18 protein-coding genes are annotated in these 16,400 nt (G+C 72.2%); 7 read left to right on the top strand and 11 right to left on the bottom strand.

Features of this window, described 5'->3' with window-relative positions:
• Positions 1-41: 41 nt before the first annotated feature.
• The 4 genes from GT045_RS16580 to GT045_RS16565 form a co-directional block, all read right to left on the bottom strand.
• Positions 42-809, bottom strand: coding sequence for a DUF2182 domain-containing protein (locus tag GT045_RS16580; protein ID WP_202528254.1), 768 nt, complete (start codon positions 807-809; stop codon positions 42-44).
• Complete coding sequence (locus GT045_RS16575; RefSeq protein ID WP_161291945.1) at positions 797-1,411, bottom strand: DUF1326 domain-containing protein; 615 nt, start codon at positions 1,409-1,411, stop codon at positions 797-799. The genes GT045_RS16580 and GT045_RS16575 overlap by 13 nt, the downstream gene beginning before the upstream one ends.
• Before the next feature lie 168 nt (positions 1,412-1,579).
• Entirely contained in the window at positions 1,580-2,995 is a 1,416-nt protein-coding gene (locus GT045_RS16570) for a DEAD/DEAH box helicase (protein WP_161291947.1), read from the bottom strand.
• Between the two features lie 200 nt (positions 2,996-3,195).
• Positions 3,196-3,366, bottom strand: a complete 171-nt coding sequence (locus tag GT045_RS16565) for a hydrophobic protein (protein WP_161291949.1) — start codon at positions 3,364-3,366, stop codon at positions 3,196-3,198.
• A gap of 137 nt (positions 3,367-3,503) precedes the next feature.
• On the opposite strand from GT045_RS16565, the gene GT045_RS16560 reads away from it, so the two are divergent.
• From GT045_RS16560 to GT045_RS16550, 3 genes are all read left to right on the top strand, one after another.
• Positions 3,504-3,677, top strand: a complete 174-nt coding sequence (locus GT045_RS16560; protein ID WP_161291951.1) for a CsbD family protein — start codon at positions 3,504-3,506, stop codon at positions 3,675-3,677.
• Positions 3,678-4,245: 568 nt separating this feature from the next.
• Positions 4,246-4,455, top strand: coding sequence for a hypothetical protein (locus GT045_RS16555; RefSeq protein ID WP_161291953.1), 210 nt, complete (start codon positions 4,246-4,248; stop codon positions 4,453-4,455).
• A gap of 76 nt (positions 4,456-4,531) precedes the next feature.
• Entirely contained in the window at positions 4,532-4,993 is a 462-nt protein-coding gene (locus GT045_RS16550; RefSeq protein ID WP_161291959.1) for a pyridoxamine 5'-phosphate oxidase family protein, read from the top strand.
• A gap of 66 nt (positions 4,994-5,059) precedes the next feature.
• Here the strand turns inward: GT045_RS16550 and GT045_RS16545 are convergent, their stop codons facing one another.
• The 3 genes from GT045_RS16545 to GT045_RS16535 form a co-directional block, all read right to left on the bottom strand.
• The gene (locus tag GT045_RS16545) at positions 5,060-5,626 is read right to left on the bottom strand and encodes a TetR/AcrR family transcriptional regulator (protein ID WP_161291955.1); all 567 of its coding nucleotides are present in this window, start codon (positions 5,624-5,626) and stop codon (positions 5,060-5,062) included.
• A 93-nt stretch (positions 5,627-5,719) separates the two neighbouring features.
• Positions 5,720-6,610, bottom strand: coding sequence for an SDR family NAD(P)-dependent oxidoreductase (locus GT045_RS16540; protein ID WP_161334634.1), 891 nt, complete (start codon positions 6,608-6,610; stop codon positions 5,720-5,722).
• Between the two features lie 390 nt (positions 6,611-7,000).
• Complete coding sequence (locus GT045_RS16535; RefSeq protein ID WP_161289129.1) at positions 7,001-7,288, bottom strand: hypothetical protein; 288 nt, start codon at positions 7,286-7,288, stop codon at positions 7,001-7,003.
• 249 nt (positions 7,289-7,537) lie between these two features.
• On the opposite strand from GT045_RS16535, the gene GT045_RS16530 reads away from it, so the two are divergent.
• On the top strand, positions 7,538-7,963 hold the full coding sequence (locus GT045_RS16530) for a glutaredoxin domain-containing protein (RefSeq protein ID WP_161334633.1): 426 nt from the start codon (positions 7,538-7,540) through the stop codon (positions 7,961-7,963).
• Between the two features lie 93 nt (positions 7,964-8,056).
• On the opposite strand, the gene GT045_RS16525 is transcribed toward GT045_RS16530, so the two are convergent.
• Positions 8,057-8,476, bottom strand: a complete 420-nt coding sequence (locus tag GT045_RS16525; protein WP_237538648.1) for a hypothetical protein — start codon at positions 8,474-8,476, stop codon at positions 8,057-8,059.
• Positions 8,477-8,793: 317 nt separating this feature from the next.
• On the opposite strand from GT045_RS16525, the gene GT045_RS16520 reads away from it, so the two are divergent.
• Positions 8,794-9,969 carry a Cmx/CmrA family chloramphenicol efflux MFS transporter gene (locus GT045_RS16520; RefSeq protein WP_161334631.1) on the top strand — a complete coding sequence of 392 codons (1,176 nt, stop codon included), beginning with the start codon at positions 8,794-8,796 and terminating at the stop codon, positions 9,967-9,969.
• Between the two features lie 362 nt (positions 9,970-10,331).
• The gene (locus GT045_RS16515; RefSeq protein ID WP_161334629.1) at positions 10,332-11,618 is read left to right on the top strand and encodes a phosphatase PAP2 family protein; all 1,287 of its coding nucleotides are present in this window, start codon (positions 10,332-10,334) and stop codon (positions 11,616-11,618) included.
• Between the two features lie 15 nt (positions 11,619-11,633).
• On the opposite strand, the gene GT045_RS16510 is transcribed toward GT045_RS16515, so the two are convergent.
• The 3 genes from GT045_RS16510 to GT045_RS16500 all read right to left on the bottom strand — a co-directional run bounded on the left by GT045_RS16510 (position 11,634) and on the right by GT045_RS16500 (position 15,281).
• Entirely contained in the window at positions 11,634-12,803 is a 1,170-nt protein-coding gene (locus GT045_RS16510) for an anhydro-N-acetylmuramic acid kinase (protein ID WP_161334636.1), read from the bottom strand.
• A 272-nt stretch (positions 12,804-13,075) separates the two neighbouring features.
• On the bottom strand, positions 13,076-14,641 hold the full coding sequence (locus GT045_RS16505) for a sodium:solute symporter (protein WP_161334627.1): 1,566 nt from the start codon (positions 14,639-14,641) through the stop codon (positions 13,076-13,078).
• Positions 14,642-14,858: 217 nt separating this feature from the next.
• Positions 14,859-15,281: a MerR family transcriptional regulator gene (locus GT045_RS16500; protein WP_202528250.1), complete on the bottom strand. Its 423-nt coding sequence runs from the start codon at positions 15,279-15,281 to the stop codon at positions 14,859-14,861.
• Between the two features lie 55 nt (positions 15,282-15,336).
• Here GT045_RS16500 and GT045_RS16495 point away from each other — a divergent pair, with 55 nt between their 5' ends.
• Positions 15,337-16,308 carry an oxidoreductase gene (locus tag GT045_RS16495; protein ID WP_161334624.1) on the top strand — a complete coding sequence of 324 codons (972 nt, stop codon included), beginning with the start codon at positions 15,337-15,339 and terminating at the stop codon, positions 16,306-16,308.
• Positions 16,309-16,400 lie beyond the last annotated feature (92 nt).

Raw genomic sequence — 16,400 nt, 5'->3', positions numbered from 1 at the left:
GTCCGCGGTCACACCCCGGCCGTCACCCGAGCGGTCCGCGGTCACATCCCGGTCATGCCACCGCCGGTGAGGCCGGGAGCGAGATCCGGTACCCAGAAGACGGCGACGGCCAGGGCGATCGAGGTGACCCCGACGGCCCGGGCCACGACGCGCCCGGCGGGAGCGAGCTTCTCGACGGTGATCACCGCGGTCAGGACCACCATGGCCCACAGGTTCATCACACCGAACGCCGCGAGCAGGACCATCAGCGACCAGCAGCAGCCCAGGCAGAAGGCACCGTGGTGGGCACCGGCCCGCAGATCGCGCGCGGTTCCCGGGTACGAGGCGTAGCGCAGCATCAGCCCGATCGGCGAGCGGCACCTCGCAAGGCAGCGGTCCTTGAGGGGCGTGAGCTGGTAGACACCGCTGAGCGCGAAGACGGCCGCGGCCACCACGGTCCCCGCCGCCACGGGGAGGTTCGCCGCCCGGCCGAGGCCGGCGGCCAGCGCGTAGGCGGGCAGCCCGGCCGCGGCCCAGACGAGCAGGTAGGCGAGAGTGAAGACGGCCATGTGCGACGCCCGGTGCGCGGTGAGGGTGCGCGCGTACAGCGCGGCCACGGGCGCCGTCGCGGGCAGCATCATCGCGGCCGTCATGAGCGTCCACACGGCCAGGAAGGGAAGCGGACCGAGGCCCATGGTGCCGGGCACCGCCGGCATGTCGCCGCCGCGTGCCACCACCCACACCCAGGCCGCCGCCGCCGCGACCAGCAGCAACCCGGCGGGACCCGTCCTGCGCCCGGCGACGGCCGGTCCACCGCTCACGCGGACCATGTGAACGGCGCCGAGTGCCCGTTGCCGCCGGTGAAGTCCCAGGACCGGCCGTACACGCCGGCGCCCGTCGCCCGGGTGGACCGGGCGATCGTCAGCGTGGTGTTCGCCGGATGGAACATGCCGGTCAGGCCCATCACCGGACCGTCGTCGCCGAACTGCGGGGCGATCCGGTCCTCGATCTCGATGTCGATGGCGTCACCGACCCGCACGGCGTGGCGGCGGCCGTCGTCCCGGTAGTCGATGGGGACGCGCTGCACGCCGAGAACCTCGCCGATGAGCGGGGCCAGCGCCGCCATCGGGCCGCCGGCCCGGCCGGAGAAGACCGCTCCCAGTGCGTCCGCCTGGCCGCCGTCGGCCGCGGCGTCGACGTACAGCGCCACCTGCCAGCCGCCCTCGGCCATCACCTGGGGTGCGTCGATGAAGACGGCGACACTGCGGTCGGAGACGTCCACCCCGTCCACGTTCCCGCTGTCCACGTGGAAGGCGAGGGTCACCTGGCAGCGCTCGTGGTCGGCCGGCGCGGTCAGGCCGGAGGTGGTGCAGGGGCACACCACGTCACAGTTGCAGCTCTCCAGGTAGGTGCCGTTCAGACTCCAGGGCATGGCCATACCTCCCACTTCCGCGTCCCCCGCGGCGAAGCGGATCCGTCGGGAGGGTCCGTCCCGCGCCGGTGCAGCTCCCCTCCAGGCTATTCCGGAACGGCGTGGCCGTCGCCGCGGGTTCCCGGCCCTCCGGGGCCGAGACAGCCGGTCGCAGGGGGGCGGCGGCTCTCAGCCGCCGCGGCGCATCTGGGCCGCCCTTCGGGCCTCGGCGAGCTTGCGTGCCTCGCCGGCCTTCCGCGACTTTCCACCGGCCCCCCGGGAGGCGTCCTTGCTGGTGCCCAGGCCACGGAAGGGAGCGTTGTGGTTCTTGGGCCGGGGTGCGGCGGGGCCGCCGTCGAGCGGGGTGCCGGAAGGTTTCCTGGCGCCGGTGATGCGGCTCAGCTCCGCCTCCCCCGAGCGCACCTTGGTGATCTTCGGCTCGACGCCGGCCTCGGCCATCAGGCGGCTCAGCTCACGGCGCTGGCCCGACAGCACCAGCGTGATGACGCTGCCGGACTCCCCCGCCCGGGCGGTACGGCCCGCGCGGTGCACATAGTCCTTGGGGTCGGTCGGCGGATCGACGTTGACCACGAGATCGAGGTCGTCGACGTGCAGGCCACGAGCCGCGACATTGGTCGCCACCAGCACGGTGACCTGGCCGTCCTTGAACTGCGCGAGGGTGCGGGTGCGCTGCGGCTGGGACTTTCCGCTGTGCAGGGCCGCCGCGTGCACCCCGCTGGCGCGCAGGTGCCGGGTGAGCTGGTCGACGCCGTGCTTGGTGTCCAGGAACAACAGCACGCGGCCGTCGCGGGCGGCGATCTCCGTGGTGACGGCGTACCGGTCGGGACCGTGGACGACCAGGACGTGATGCTGCATCGTCGTGACCGCGCCGGCGGACGGATCGACCGAGTGGACGACGGGGTCGTGGAGGTGATCGCGGACCAGTTGGTCGACGTCGCGGTCCAGGGTGGCCGAGAACAGCATCCGCTGACCGTCGGGGCGCACCTGGCCGAGCACCTCGGTGACCTGCGGCAGGAAGCCCATGTCGCACATCTGGTCGGCCTCGTCGAGGACGGTGACGCGCACCCGGCCCAGACGGCAGTCCTTGCGCTCGACGAGGTCCTGCAGACGGCCGGGAGTGGCGACGACGACCTCGGCGCCCTGGCGCAGCGCGGCGGCCTGCCGGCCGATCGACATGCCTCCGACGACGGTCGCCATCCGCAGCCGGAGCGCCTCGGCGAACGGCGTGAGCGCCTCGGTGACCTGCTGGGCCAGCTCCCGGGTGGGCACCAGCACCAGTGCGAGGGGCTGCTTCTGTTCCGCGCGCCGCCCCGCCGTCCGTACCAGCAGCGGCAGGCCGTAGGCGAGCGTCTTGCCGGATCCGGTGCGCCCGCGCCCCAGGACGTCGCGACCCGCGAGGGCACTGGGCAGGGTGGCCGCCTGGATCGGGAAGGGCTCGCGGACGCCCAGTCCGGTGAGCGTGCGCAGCACCTCGGACGGCAGTCCCAGCTCGGCGAAGGAAGCGGCCGGCGGCACGGTCGCGGTGGTGGTCCGCTCCGGCCGGGCGTCGTCGCGCGAGGTGCCGGGACGGTCGGGGTGGTTCATGAACAGCCTTCCGCAGGGGAACGTACCGAGGAAGGCCGGGCAGGAACAGCAATCGACCGACGTGACGGCAAGCAAACACGCGAGGTTAGCACACGGTACGGACCCGTCTCACCGTCGGGCATGCCCGCAGGGCCCGGCCGTGGCGTCGGCCGGGCCCTGCGGGCGGGGACGGGGGTGTACCGGCGGGTGCCGGGGTCAGGTCACCACCGGTACCAGCGGCTGCGCCCGCCACCGGCGCTGGTGGAGCGCATGACGAAGCCCAGCAGCCACAGCACGAGGACGGCGATGGCGACCCACCAGAGGACCTTGAGGGCGAAACCGGCGCCGAAAAGGATCAGGGCCAGAAGAAGAACGAGCAGCAGGGGAACCATGATTATTACCTCCTGAGCCGCCGTATGCCCGGCACTTACTCCTTCATTCCCCGGCCGGACCTTGTTTGTGCAGGGAAAGCCGGGGCACGAGGGGGCTTACGAGAAAGTGGCACCGAAGCTATGAGGAGGCGTATTCCATGACCGCCGACGAGAAGGCCAAGGCGAAGACCGAGCAGGCCGAGGGCAAGATCAAGGAGGCCGCGGGACGCGCCGTCGGCAATGACCGTCTGGCCGCTGAGGGGCAGGCGGAAAAGAGCACGGGGGACGCCCGCGAGGCCAAGGAAAAGGCGAAGGACGCGTTCAAGCACTGACGTCGCGCCCCCTCCACAAGGGCCTTCCCGCACAGGGTGCCGGAAGGCCCTTGTGCTGTCCGCCGCCACATCGGCTCGCAGGGCCATGCGAGTTGCATCCGCCGTGGGGACGAGCCGAATCGCGATCGTCCTCGTTGTGCAGGACATCCACGAACCACGGCAAGAAAGGCCCGCACGATGCACCGTCACACGCTCCTGCTTTCCTTCTGCGCCCTCCTCACCGCAGCCGCGACCGGATTCCTCGCCACCACCGCCATCCGCAGCAGGTACACGCCGCGCTGACGGCACGACCCGCCCGCACCCGGCCAACACCGGCCACCGGACCCGGCGCGCCCCGTCCGCACCCGGCCACACCGGCCGCCGGACCTGGCGCGACCCGCCCGCACCCGGCCACCGGCCACACCGCGCCACCGGCTCCGGCGCGGCGGAGCGCCCGTGTGTGCCGGCCCGACGGGACGAAGGGCCCCTGCGACAGCGGCAGTTGCCCAGCAGTTATGCAGGATCACGGTTCGGTGCCGACCGGGCCCGCCGCCGTACCCCGCCTGACTTCCGAGGCGTTGACCCGCGCATGGACGACGAACCGCGCTCGACCGGCACCGCCCGCCTCCTGGGCTCCTACTGGCTGGACTCCTCCTATCACCGCTCCGAGCAGCCGTGTTGCTGCTTCGCCTCACCCCCGCGCCGGCGATCGCGGCCGGCGCTCATCGCCCGCACCGTCCTGTCCGTCACCTCGTACGCCCTCGTCCTCACGGCGCTCGCCCTGATCGTCACCGGCTGACGGCGGTACGCCGCGGTCCTCAGGTCGTACGTCCTGCGCCCGATGCCTGTCTGATCACAGCTGGCTAGGGTCGGCGATCATGACTACGGAAATCGTCCGCCGTTCCACGGCACAGCGCGTACGGGACACCTTGGAGCGGCTCGTCACGGAGCGGGACGTATGGCTGTCGACGGCTCACCCCGCACACGGGCCGCACCAGGTACCTCTGTGGTTCCTGTGGGACGGGCGGGCGGTGTGGATGTGCACGAGCGCCGCGTCCGTGACGGCGCGCAACGTCCGGGCGCAGCCACGCGTGCGCCTGGCACTGCCCGACACCTTCGACGTGGTGCTCGTCCAGGGTGAGGCGCAGGGTGTCCCGGCCCGGGACGTGTCGGCGGGCGCCGCACAAGCGTTCGCCGACAAGTTCGGCTGGGACCCGCGTACGGAGGAAGACCCGTTCCTCTACATACGCGTGGTGCCGGGGACGGTGCGTGCCTGGCGGGGTGAGCGCGAGCTGTCCGGGCGGGTGGTCATGCGCGACGGAACCTGGCTGGCATGAGCGGCCCAGACGGAACCTGGCTGGCATGAGCGGCCCACCCGATGGCCGCCGGCCCGCTCCCGCCCTTCAGCCGACGTACAGACCTTCCAGCAGCGCGGTCAGATAGCGGCGGGCGGTCTCGACGCGGGCTGCCGGGTCGGCGTGCACCTGTGCGGCGTAGGCGATCCCGCACATCAGCGGGACGAGGTCGTCGGCGGACAGGTCGGCGCGTACGACGCGGGCGTCGCGGGCCCGTTCGAGCAGCTCCCGGCCGACCGACCGCAGGGTCCTCTTCAGTTCCGTGGTGCGGGGCAGGGCGTCGGCGGGTGCGGCGGTGACCGGAGCCAGGGCGGCATCGGTGACCTGCGCTTCGACGGTGCGGGCGAGGAAGCCGGCGAGGGCGCGCCCGGCGTCGTCGTCGGCCAGCGCCTGCTCGCCGTGGCCCGCGAGCGCCTCCAGGCCGGGGGCGGCGACGGTCTCCAGGAGCGCCTCGGCGGTGGGGAAGTGCCGGTATACGGTGCCCACGCCCATGCCGGCGCGGCGGGCGATGTCGTTGAGCTGCAGGGGTGTGCCCTCGGCCACGAGATCACGAGCCACGGCGACGATCCGCTCCCAGTTGCGGGCGGCGTCCTTGCGCAATGGGGCGGTCGTCATGCGAGGAGTCTAACTGGATGGCCCATCCGCATCCGCGCCGCTCCCGCCCCTGCGCCACCCCGTCACTCCGTCACTCCGTCACCCCGTCACCCGTCACTCCGTCATGAGCGGGGCGAGCGGTGCGAGCCGCTCGCTGAGACGGCGGACTGCTTCGGCGGTACGGGGGTCCGTCGCCGCGCGGAACGGATCGACCGGGAGTGCCCGGGGTCCGATCACGACGCCGGTCCGGCCGGCCAGCGAGCCGTCGGTCGCGGCGAAGACCGAGGGCCTGGCCGCGAGGGACGCCGGACCCGAGGTCGAGCGCTCGAACTTGCGCCGGACCAAGGGCCACAGCAGCCGCAGCCCCGGCGAGACGATCTTGGGATCGCGCATCGTGCCGTTCGTCATGTCGGTGGCGGCGCCGCCGGGGTCCGCCGCGAAGACCGAGACGCCCGTGCCGTCGAGCCGGTGCGCCAGCCGCAGGGTGTAGGCGAGGTTGGCCAGCTTGGCGCGGCCGTACCAGTGGAAGCCGTAGTAGCCCCCGGGAGGCTCGACGGCGTCGAAGACGCGCTTGGCGGTACCGACGGCGCCCGAGGTGACGTTCACGATCCGGCTCGGCGCACCGGCCCGCAGCGCCGGCAGCAGCAGCTCGGTCAGCAGATAGGGGGAGAGGTGGTTGACGGCGAACGCCGCCTCGATCCCGTCCACGGTGTCCTGCCGGTCCGGGAACATCGCCCCCACGTTGTTGACCAGCACCGTCAGCGGCCCCTCCGCGCCGACGCGGCCCGCGAGCCGGCGGACCGCGTCGAGCGACGAGAGGTCGGCGGCCAGGAACCGGGCCGGGTGCGCGGACGCCACGGCGTCGATCCGTTCGACCGCGCGGGCGCCGCGTTCGGCGTCGCGCCCGACCACGGTGACCGCGTAGCCGGCCTCCGCCAGTCCCAGCGCGGTCTCCAGCCCGATGCCCGCCGTACCTGCCGTGACCAATGCTGTTTGCTTCGTCATGCCACCCGCCCCGCGTATGTGGATAGATTATCCGCTTCGAGATCACTGTAACAGATACGGATGACCTATCCGGATCGCGTGCGGGAGGGGTGCGGCGCCTTGCCGGACCGACGGGCCGTCATGGATCGCGGACCGGCCGTCCCTCGAGGCGGGCGACGGGACGAGGCAGGCGACCGCCCTTCGGTATGCCGGCGGCCGTGACGCCGGGCGCCCGTGATCCGCCCCCCTCGGAGCCGAGCGGGGTGAGCGGCTCCGACGGCACGGAGGAGGCAGGCGGTCGCGCGGGACTCGCGAGCCGGGATCCTCACCTCCACCGCTCGTCAGCCGACACGGCCGGCGGGCTTCGGCCGACCGACACCGGTCGGCCGGGACCGGTCGGCCGGCATCGGCTCAGCCGAGGAAGAGGCTGTGCGTTCCAGGCACCTGTACCGCCAGCCCGGGAGGGATGATCTGGACGACACCGCCGAGGCAGCCGGGGACGTTGTGGACCTTGACGGGTATGTCCGTGACGTTGAAGACGCTTGCCAGCGTGGGGATCTCGATGCAGCCACTCGGATTGGTGTGCACGACTCCGCCGATCACGACGAAGCCGTTCGCCGCATTGACCGAGCTGGGCACGGCGAGCGTGAGCACCCCGGCGGCGGCGAACGTGGTGAGTGTCGAGCCGATCCGACGCATGACGAACCTCCTGACGTGGGAGCCAGGGCGCATCCCGGGCTTGCAACCGACCGTACGGAAACGCGCACACACTGCATCCCGGCCTCCCCCAGATGGACGACAGCGAGGTGCGCCGGGATCTTGCGGGAGACTCGCCCCGGCAGACGACGACTTCGGGCTCGCGGTCCCCGATGCCTGAGCCGCAGCCGCAGCCGCCACCCCCTCCCCTACCGGCCGGCCGAACCCACGTCGCCGGTAGGCTGCTTCGCCATGACGCGCGCCTGGATCCTCCCGTTGTCGTTCATGGCCCCTGGCGCGCTTGTCGCGGCCACGCTCTTCGTCCGCGGGTCCGCCGACGGGGCAGTTCCGGTGCTGCTGCTGTTCGTCCTGCTCGCGGTGGTGCACTCGCCGCTGGTGTTCCCACGCTCCGTCGGCGCGGCGGAGGCACAGGCTCGTAGCGCCGCCGACGGACGGCCGATCGTCTACTGGCGGCCGGGGTGCAAGTACTGCCTACGCCTGCGGTTCCGGCTCGGCCGCGACGCGCACCGGCTGCACTGGGTCGACATCTGGCGTGACCCGGCCGGGGCGGCGGCCGTGAGGGCGGCCAACGACGGCGACGAGACGGTGCCGACGGTACTGGTGGCCGGCCACACGCACGTCAACCCCAGCCCCGAGTGGGTGCGCACACGGCTCTGAGACAGGAGGGTGAACCGCGGCCGGGGGTCACAGGGCGGCGGCGCGCCTGCGTACCAGGAGGTTCTGCATGCCCAGGCCGATCGCCAGGTACGCTTAGAGCGATGTCGTGCCCAGTACTCCGGTCCCGGCCGCGTGGTCGATCCACAACGCCAGCCCGAGATGGACACCGACCGAGGCGAGCCACAGCCCCGTCGTCGCGGCCGTCCCCTTGCGCAGCACCTCGCTCCCCGGCCCTCGCCAGATCCGTACGGTACGGGCCCTGGCCGCACCGAGCGACGCCGCGACGGCCAGGCTTGCCACCAGGAGGACCACGGGCAGCGTGGTCAGCGGGCGATGCCGGACGACCGAGGCGACACCGAAAGCGATCCCGGCGGTACCGAGGGCACCGAGGACCGCAGGTGCGATCAGCGAGCCGTTGCGCCGCACGGGACGGGTACGCAGTTGCCGCCGCACCACCAGGCCGACGACCAGCACGACCATGACAAGGGCGGCCCCGCCGTCCGTGTTCCGCATGGAGGATCCCCGTTCTGCCCCCGCCGTCGTACGGCGGTGTTCTCGGTGATCATTATGCTGCGATGTCCTCGGGGCACCGGGCGGGCGTGCGAAATCCGTGTGCTGCACCGGAGATCGGTGGGGTAGCGTGCGGATCATGTCGAGCCCTGAGGCAGCCAAGGTGGGGCTTTCGGTCACGCCGTCAGCCCCCTGAACCACCGACTTCCGAAGTCCCGTCGTCCCGCCGGGTTCCACGGCCGGACGCGTGCGCCCAAGGGCGCTGACTGCCGTGCCGAGACGTCTTCCTGTCGTGCTCTTCCTCGTCTCGGAGCCTCTCGATGCCTCTCCCGCTGTACCTGCTTGCCCTGGTGGTCTTCGCCATGGGCACCTCGGAGTTCATGCTTGCCGGTCTCCTGCCGGACATCGCCTCCGGTTTCGACGTGTCCGTCGGAACAGCCGGCACCCTCACTTCGGCCTTCGCGGTAGGGATGACCGCCGGCGCCCCGCTCGTGGCCGCGCTCGTCCGCGACCGGCCGGCCCGGGGCAGCCTCCTCGGCTTCGTCCTCACGTTCTCCACAGCGCATGTCGTGGGGGCCCTCACCACGAGTTTCGCGGTCCTGTGCGCGACCCGGGTCCTGGCGGCGGTGGCGAATGCGGGATTCCTCGCCGTCGCCCTGACCACCGCTGCCGCGCTGGTTCCGCCGGACAGGAAGGGACGGGCGCTGGCCGTCCTGCTGTCCGGCACGACGGTGGCGATGATCGCAGGGGTCCCCAGCGGGTCCCTGCTCGGCACCGCGCTCGGCTGGCGGGCCGCCCTCTGGGCTGTCGCCCTCGTCTGTCTGCCCGCCGCTCTCGGCATCCTCAAGGGCGTCCCTCCACACCCGGTGCGGCCGGGCGGGACCGCCGAACCAGCCCTGCGATCGGAGATCGCGCAGCTCAGGAGCCCGGGGCTGATCCTTGCCATGCTGCTCGGTGCGCTGGTGAACGCGGCGACCTTCGGAAGCCTCACCTTCCTGGCTCCCCTGGTGACCGGCAGTGCCGGGCTGGCCAGGCCGTGGATCCCAGCCGTGCTGGTGCTCTTCGGTGCCGGTTCCTTCGCCGGCGTCACTCTCGCGGGGAGGCTCTCGGACCAGCGGCCCGGTCTGGTCGTCGCGGTCGGCGGCCCTCTGCTGGTCATCGGCTGGCCGGCCCTGGCCGTGTTCGCCGAGGTGCGGACCGCCTTCCTCACCCTCGTGTTCGTCCAGGCGGCGCTGTCGTTCGCGGTGGGCAGCACTCTGATCGCGAGGGTCATCCACGAGGCGGTCGAAGCCCCCACCATGGCCGGGGCGTATGCCACCGCGGCACTCAACGTCGGCGCCGCCGTCGGCCCCCTCGTCGCCGCGGCCGCCCTCGGTGCCATGGGCAGTCGCGGGCCGCTGTGGGCAAGCGCGGTCCTCGTCCTGACCGCCTTGCTCGCCGCACTCCTCTTCGGCCGTGTCACGGGTGCCGCCCGAAGTCGCGATGCCTTCCGGTGACGCGTACTCCCCCGGTTGCCGGGCCCTCGCGAAGCCCTCGCGGGCCTGGTGGTCGGCCTCGTGCGCGGCCTCGAACGGGCCGCGGCGGAGCGCGTGGCGGATCCGCGCACCCGGTGGGGAAGGGCCGAGGGGTTCGCCGCCGCGCCGCGCAGGCGTCTCACACCGACAGCCACGCGCTGACAGCCCGTCACCTTCCGGTGCACCCGTGACCTGAGAAACAGCCCGCTCCGCTAACATGTCCAGGCTGACAACGATCGACTGACGACCAACAAATCGGCTGAGAATTGATATCGAAAGCGTCGCGGGTCTCTTCGCGAACAAACCCAAGCACCGTGTCCGCCGTTCGGAGTCGGCCGCGGGCGGTGCTGTGGGCATCGGCGGGCGTGGTGACCCTCGGATTCCTCGTCGCGCTGGAGATCGCCGCGCGCCACTACGGCGTACCGGGGCCGATCACCACTCAGGCGCAAGAGGTGATATTCGCCCCCAAATCGGGGCCACTGCTGTACGCCAGCATGGCGCTGATGATGGTGGTGCTCACCTGGCGGGAGAGGTTCGTCGCGACCGCCGTCGCCGTCGGTATCGATGTCGTCTTCTTCCTCGTGCGGTGGGCTTTCGACGCCAGGATGATGTTCGGGAACGGCGCCCTGTGGGTGATCCTGGGCTGTGGTGTCCTCGCCGTCACCCGCCGGACCGGCCGGGAACGCGTCCTCCTGCTGAAAGGCGTCGGCCTGGGCCTGCTGCTGGTGACCGGTCGCAAGACCGGTGACGCCTGGCTCCTCATCACGTCGAAGACGCGCCCGAACGTGCTCGACCAGTACGTGGCGACCGCCGATCACGCGCTGGGCAACCCGTCGTGGCTGGTCGGCCGGATCGTCAGGGCCACGGGACCGGTCGGCACCCATGTCCTCGACTACGTCTACGTCCAGCTCGCGGTGGCCGCGGTCGTCGTCGCGCTGTACCAGCTGCGGAACGTGGCGGCCGAGCGCCGTTTCCCGAAGCACCACCTGGTGCGCACCTTCCTGGTCATCGGCCTGCTCGGGCCGGGCATCTACATGATCTTCCCGGTGGTCGGCCCGGTCTTCGCCTACGGCAACGGCGCGTTCGGCACCGGCGGCGGGCACTGGGCGCTGGCCAGCCTGTGGCCCCACACACCGCCGCCGGTCATCAGCCCGCACGAGATGCCGTACGACGGGATCACCCCGCGCAACTGCATGCCCAGTCTGCACACCGCCTGGGCCACCGCGATCTTCATCCATTCCCGCAGGGGCCCGCGCGCGCTGCGCTACGCGGGCACGTTCTGGCTGATCGCCACGCTCGGGGCGACGCTGGGATTCGGCTACCACTACGGCGTGGACCTCGTGGCCGGTGTGGTGTTCACGGTGACGATCGAGGCAGCGCTGCGCTCGATCGACCGCGGCTGGGACCGGGCCGGAACGAAGCTGGTCGCCCACGGCGCGACGGTCTTCGTCGCACTCCTGCTGTCCTATCGCTTTCTCCCGTTGCAGATGGCCACGTACCCGTGGGTGTTCGGGCCCCTTCTCCTTCTGGCGATGGTCTCCGTCGTATACGGCTACGCGCGGACCACCGAACTGTGGGAACCGAAAGTCATCCCGGCGCAGCGTCCGGAACCACAACCCGAACTGGTCTGAGGCTGTCGCCGCGCGTCAGCTCAGGATCCGCAGCACGCGCGGCGGCCGTGCGGCGGGGGCGGGCAGGCGCAGCGGCGACAGGCCGGGGGTGATGCTGCCGAGCACCGCGGCCCGCCGGGCGCCGGTTCCCGAGGGGAAGACCCCGGGCAGACCGTGGGCGGTGAGAAAACCCAGGACGGCGAAGGCGAGAGCCTCCTTGGCGTCCGACGGCAGACCCAGGGCGTCGCTGAGGCGCAGCGGCACCCCGGGCAGCTCCTCGGCGATCATGCGCATCAGCACCGGGTTGCGGGTGCCGCCGCCGGAGACGACGAGCTGGGTGACGCCGTGGGCGCGGCAGGCTTCCGCCACGGTGACGGCGGTCAGCCGGGTCAGGGTGGCGAGGACGTCGTCGGCGGCCGGCACGGGCCAGGCGTCGAGGGCCCGTCGCAGGTAGGGAAGGTGGAAGCGCTCCTTGCCCGTGGTCTTGGGGGCGGGCCTGCGGTAGTAGGCGTCGTCCAGGAGGACCCGTAGCAGTTCGGGGCTGACCCGGCCCGCCGCGGCCCTGCGCCCGCCCTCGTCGTAGGCGGCGGCTCCCCCGGTGAAATGCCGTACGGCCGCGTCCAGCAGCGCGTTGGCCGGACCGGTGTCGAAGGCCAGCGGCTCGGCACCGGGCGCGAGTACCGTGACGTTGGCGATGCCGCCGAGATTGAGTGCGGCGGGTCTGCCGGGCAGGGCGGACAGCAGCAAGGCGTCGGTCATGCAGACCAGCGGCGCCCCCTGGCCGCCGGCGGCGACGTCCCGGCTGCGCAGGTCGGAGACGACCGGCAGCCCGGTCGCCTCGGCGATCCAGGCGGGCTGGCCCAGTTGCAGGGTGCCCCGGACCGTCCCGTCCTCGACCCAGTGGTGCAGGGTCTGGCCGTGCGAGACGACGAGGTCGGCGGTTCCGTCGCACAGCTCGCGCAGGGCGCGTACCGCGGCGTCGGCGAACGCCTGGCCGATGCCGGTGTCCAGGGCGCAGACCGACCGTGTGGTCGTGGCGGCCGGAGGCAGGGTCGCGCCGATCAGGTCGCGTACGTCGTCCGGGTAGGGGACGCAGAGGTGTCCGAGTGGCCGCAGGAGCAGGCTGTCGCCGTCCAGGGTGAGGTCCGCCGCGGCGGCCTCGATGGCGTCGAACGAAGTGCCCGACATCAGGCCGATCACGCGCACGGCGCCCCCGCACAGAGTGCCCGGCGGGCAGCCGGGGCGCACGGCGGCCGAGCCGGTGACGGTGCCTGCGGGTGCGGCTGTGAATGCGGGCACGGGTACGGCTGTGGCTGCGAGTGGCGCTGAGAGTACGGGTACGGGTACGGGTACGGGTACGACTGTGGCCGTCGCCTTCGCCGTGGCTGTCGCTGTTGTTGTTGCTGCTGCTGCATGGTCCCTCCCGAGGGGCCGTCGCTGTGCGAGCGCGGGTGTGTCCGGTGCGGCCGCCGGGGCTGTCAGTCCGGGGCGACGGCCGCCGCCGCACGGTCCGGGCCGGACCCGGGCTCGTCGGCGACGACCTGCACACCGGCGGGTGCACGGTGGAACAGGCTGGCCGCACCGCCCACGGTCAGGGTGACCATGACACCGAGGGGGACCAGCCACTGCGCGGCGATCGCGGTGGGCACGGTCGCGCCGGCCGCACCGACGTCGATCCTCACGCCGCGCACGACGTACGTCATCACACCAACCGTCACCAGGAACGCGATGACGGCGTCGGCCTCACTCGCCCGCCGCACGAGCCGTCCCAGCAGGAACGCCCCCAGCAGCGCGCCGTAGGTGTACCCCGCGATGGTCAGGCCGGTGAGGTAGACGTTCCCGGTGCCGGCGCTGAAGGCACAGGCGAACAGCGCCATCAGCACCGCCCAGACCAGGGTCATCAGCCGGGCCACCCTGAGCAGGAAGTCCTCGGAAGGCGTGGTGCGGAAGAGGCTGTGGATGATGTCGGCGACCGTCGAGTTCGACATCGAGTTCAACGCCGAGGACAGCGAGCCCATCGCCGCGCCGAGGATGCCGGCCACCAGCAGGCCGGAGATCACCACGGGCAGTCCGTGCAGGATGAAGTCCGGGTAGAGGTCGTCGGAGCTGCTCAGGCCCAGCTCGGTGAAGCTCCTGCCCTGGTTGTACGACCACAGCAGTGCACCGACCAGGGAGAACGCCGCGAACTGCACGGTGACGAAGACACCGGAGCCGATCATGGCCTTCTGCCCGTCGCGCGGCGACCGGGTGGCCAGGACGCGCTGGACGATCAGCTGGTCGGACCCGTGGCTGGCCATGGCGAAGATGGCCCCGCCGATGATCGCGGTGGGGAGCGCGAACGGGCTCGTGAGGATGTGGGCCAGGCCGAAGTCGGTGTCGAAGAGCGTGAACCGGCCCGCGTGCAGGGCGCGCCGGAAGCCGTCGCCGCCGACGTGACCGGCCAGGACACCGATGGCGAGGAGGGCGCCGCCCAGGTAGAGGCCCATCTGGATGGCATCGGTCCAGATGACCGCCTTGATGCCGCCGAGGTAGGTGTAGACAACGGTGATCACCGTGAGGACGACGATGATGACGCGGTAGCCCGCGTGCACGCCGAACTCGTCGAGCAGCAGCTTGATCGGGATGGCGGAGGCGAACAGCCGTACGCCCTCGGCGAGCAGCCGGGTGAAGACGAAGGCGAGCGAGGCGAGCCCCTGCAGCCTCGGCCCGAATCTGCAGCCGAGGTACTGGTAGGCGCTCACGAAGCCACCGCGCTTGTAGAGCGGGATCAGCGCGGTCGCGACGACGACGCGCCCGATGACGTAGCCGAGAGCCAGTTCGACGTTCCCGAAGCCCTGTCCGCTGTACGCGCCGCCCGGGAGGCTGATGACGGTGAGCACGCTGGTCTCGGTGGCCACGACGGAGAACGACACGGCCCACCACGGCATGTGGCCCTCGCCGACGAAGTAGTCCTTCGCCGACTTCTGCCGTCCCGCCAGTCGCAGTCCGATCACGGCGATCGCCACCAGATAGACGACGATCACCAACAGGTCGAGTCGGCGCACGCTCACTCCTCTGCGACGGCCGCCGGAGCCGACGGCGGATGAGGACGGTGGGAGTGTCACCCGGCGTACCCGGGTGACGTAGGCATCGTGCGTGGTCGACGCCGCGAGCGCGAGCAGGCGCGCTCCGTCCGGCGGGTCCGGGCGGTGTCCGGCAGCCGGACTCAGGCGGTCGGGTCCCAGAGTCCCCCGGCCTCGCCGCGGGCGAGGTGCTCGGGACTCAGGAGGTCGGGTCCCAGAGTCCCCCGGCCTCGCCGCGGGCGAGGTGCTCGGCGTAGACACCGGCCTTCCAGGCGATGACCGACCGGCACTCCTCCAGCGCCCGGATCTGCGCTTCGACGCGGCGTTGATGGGCGTCGAGGAGCCGCAGGCGTTCGGCTTCGTTGCCCGGGCCCTGCCGCACCAGCTCGGCGAACCGCTTGAGGTCGGCGAGCGGCATCCCCGACTCCCGCAGCCTGATGCAGATCTGCAGCCAGTCGACGTCGGTGCGGGTGTAGCGGCGCCGGCCGCCCGTGGTGCGCCGGATCGGTGCGGCCAGCAGGCCCTCGCGCTCGTAGAAGCGCAGTGCGTGCACGCTGAGTCCGGTCCGCTCGGCCACCTCGCCGATGCCCAGTGAATCCGCGGGGGTTTCGGTTGTCGCCATGCCGCCCACATTAGGGCTTGATCTAGACCGCGCTCTAGTTCGTAGCGTCGTCGCCATGACCACCACCGGACAGCAGCCGCTCGGCTCACCCTTCTCCGCCGCCAGCACCGCCGAGGACGTCATGTCGGGCGTCGAACTGGCCGGCGCCACCGCCGTCGTGACCGGGGGCTACTCCGGGCTGGGGCTGGAGACCGCCCGGGCCCTGGCGGCCGCCGGGGCGCGGGTCGTCGTACCGGCGCGCCGGCCCTCGGCCGCCCGCGCGGCTCTTCGGGACGTGCCCGGCTGCGATGTCGTCCCCATGGATCTGGCGGACCTCGACAGCGTGCGCGCCGCCGCCGCCCGGCTCCGCGCTTGCCTCGACAGGATCGACCTCCTCATGGCCGTCGCCGGCGTCATGGCCACTCCCGAGCGACGCCTCGGACCCGGCTGGGAGAGCCAGCTCGCCGTCAACCACTTCGGGCACTTCACCCTCGCCTGCGAGCTGTACCCGCTCCTCGCCGCCGCCGGCGGTGCCCGCGTCGTCGTCAACAGCTCCGCCGGGCACGTGCTGACCGGCATCCGCTGGGACGACCCGCATTTCACCACCGGCTACGACAAATGGCTGGCCTACGGACAGGCCAAAACCGCCAACGCCCTGTTCGCCGTGCGGCTCGACGCCCTCGGGCAGGACGACGGCGTCCGGGCGTACGCCCTCCACCCGGGCAGGATCCTGACCGGCCTCCAGCGGGAGATGACGCGGCAGGAGCAGATCGAGCGGGGGTGGGTGGACGAACACGGCAATGTCGTCGACGCCGGCTTCAAGACGCCCTCCCAGGGCGCCGCCACCGGCCTGTGGGCAGCCACGTCGCCCCTGCTGGACGGCCGCGGCGGGCTCTACCTCGAGGACTGCGACGTCGCCCGCGTCTCCGCGCCCGGCCAACCCATGGACGACGGCGGTGTGCGCGCCTACGCCGTCGATCCCGGCTCGGCCGCACGACTGTGGGAACTGTCCGCAGCGGCGACCGGCACCGGCCCCGCCCGTCGGTGACCGGGCGTCCGGTCCCGCCCGGCGCCGGCTAGGCGGGCGGGAGCGTCGGTACGGGTGCCGGGACGCGCATGCCGGCCCGGGCGGGCGCCGGC

The sequence above is a fragment of the Streptomyces sp. SID486 genome (assembly GCF_009865385.1).
In the GTDB taxonomy this organism is placed as follows: domain Bacteria; phylum Actinomycetota; class Actinomycetes; order Streptomycetales; family Streptomycetaceae; genus Streptomyces.
Note: the sequence above shows the minus strand (reverse complement) of the source record. Positions and strands in the feature narration are given on the sequence as shown.

What these genes read in the sequence shown, in the direction of transcription:
- GT045_RS16580 (WP_202528254.1), bottom strand. Translation starts at nt 809, where the DNA reads ATGGTCCGCGTGAGCGGTGGACCGGCCGTCGCCGGGCGCAGGACGGGT.
- GT045_RS16575 (WP_161291945.1), bottom strand. Translation starts at nt 1,411, where the DNA reads ATGCCCTGGAGTCTGAACGGCACCTACCTGGAGAGCTGCAACTGTGAC.
- GT045_RS16570 (WP_161291947.1), bottom strand. Translation starts at nt 2,995, where the DNA reads ATGAACCACCCCGACCGTCCCGGCACCTCGCGCGACGACGCCCGGCCG.
- GT045_RS16565 (WP_161291949.1), bottom strand. Translation starts at nt 3,366, where the DNA reads ATGGTTCCCCTGCTGCTCGTTCTTCTTCTGGCCCTGATCCTTTTCGGC.
- GT045_RS16560 (WP_161291951.1), top strand. Translation starts at nt 3,504, where the DNA reads ATGACCGCCGACGAGAAGGCCAAGGCGAAGACCGAGCAGGCCGAGGGC.
- GT045_RS16555 (WP_161291953.1), top strand. Translation starts at nt 4,246, where the DNA reads ATGGACGACGAACCGCGCTCGACCGGCACCGCCCGCCTCCTGGGCTCC.
- GT045_RS16545 (WP_161291955.1), bottom strand. Translation starts at nt 5,626, where the DNA reads ATGACGACCGCCCCATTGCGCAAGGACGCCGCCCGCAACTGGGAGCGG.
- GT045_RS16540 (WP_161334634.1), bottom strand. Translation starts at nt 6,610, where the DNA reads ATGACGAAGCAAACAGCATTGGTCACGGCAGGTACGGCGGGCATCGGG.
- GT045_RS16535 (WP_161289129.1), bottom strand. Translation starts at nt 7,288, where the DNA reads ATGCGTCGGATCGGCTCGACACTCACCACGTTCGCCGCCGCCGGGGTG.
- GT045_RS16530 (WP_161334633.1), top strand. Translation starts at nt 7,538, where the DNA reads ATGACGCGCGCCTGGATCCTCCCGTTGTCGTTCATGGCCCCTGGCGCG.
- GT045_RS16525 (WP_237538648.1), bottom strand. Translation starts at nt 8,476, where the DNA reads ATGCGGAACACGGACGGCGGGGCCGCCCTTGTCATGGTCGTGCTGGTC.
- GT045_RS16520 (WP_161334631.1), top strand. Translation starts at nt 8,794, where the DNA reads ATGCCTCTCCCGCTGTACCTGCTTGCCCTGGTGGTCTTCGCCATGGGC.
- GT045_RS16500 (WP_202528250.1), bottom strand. Translation starts at nt 15,281, where the DNA reads ATGGCGACAACCGAAACCCCCGCGGATTCACTGGGCATCGGCGAGGTG.
- GT045_RS16495 (WP_161334624.1), top strand. Translation starts at nt 15,337, where the DNA reads ATGACCACCACCGGACAGCAGCCGCTCGGCTCACCCTTCTCCGCCGCC.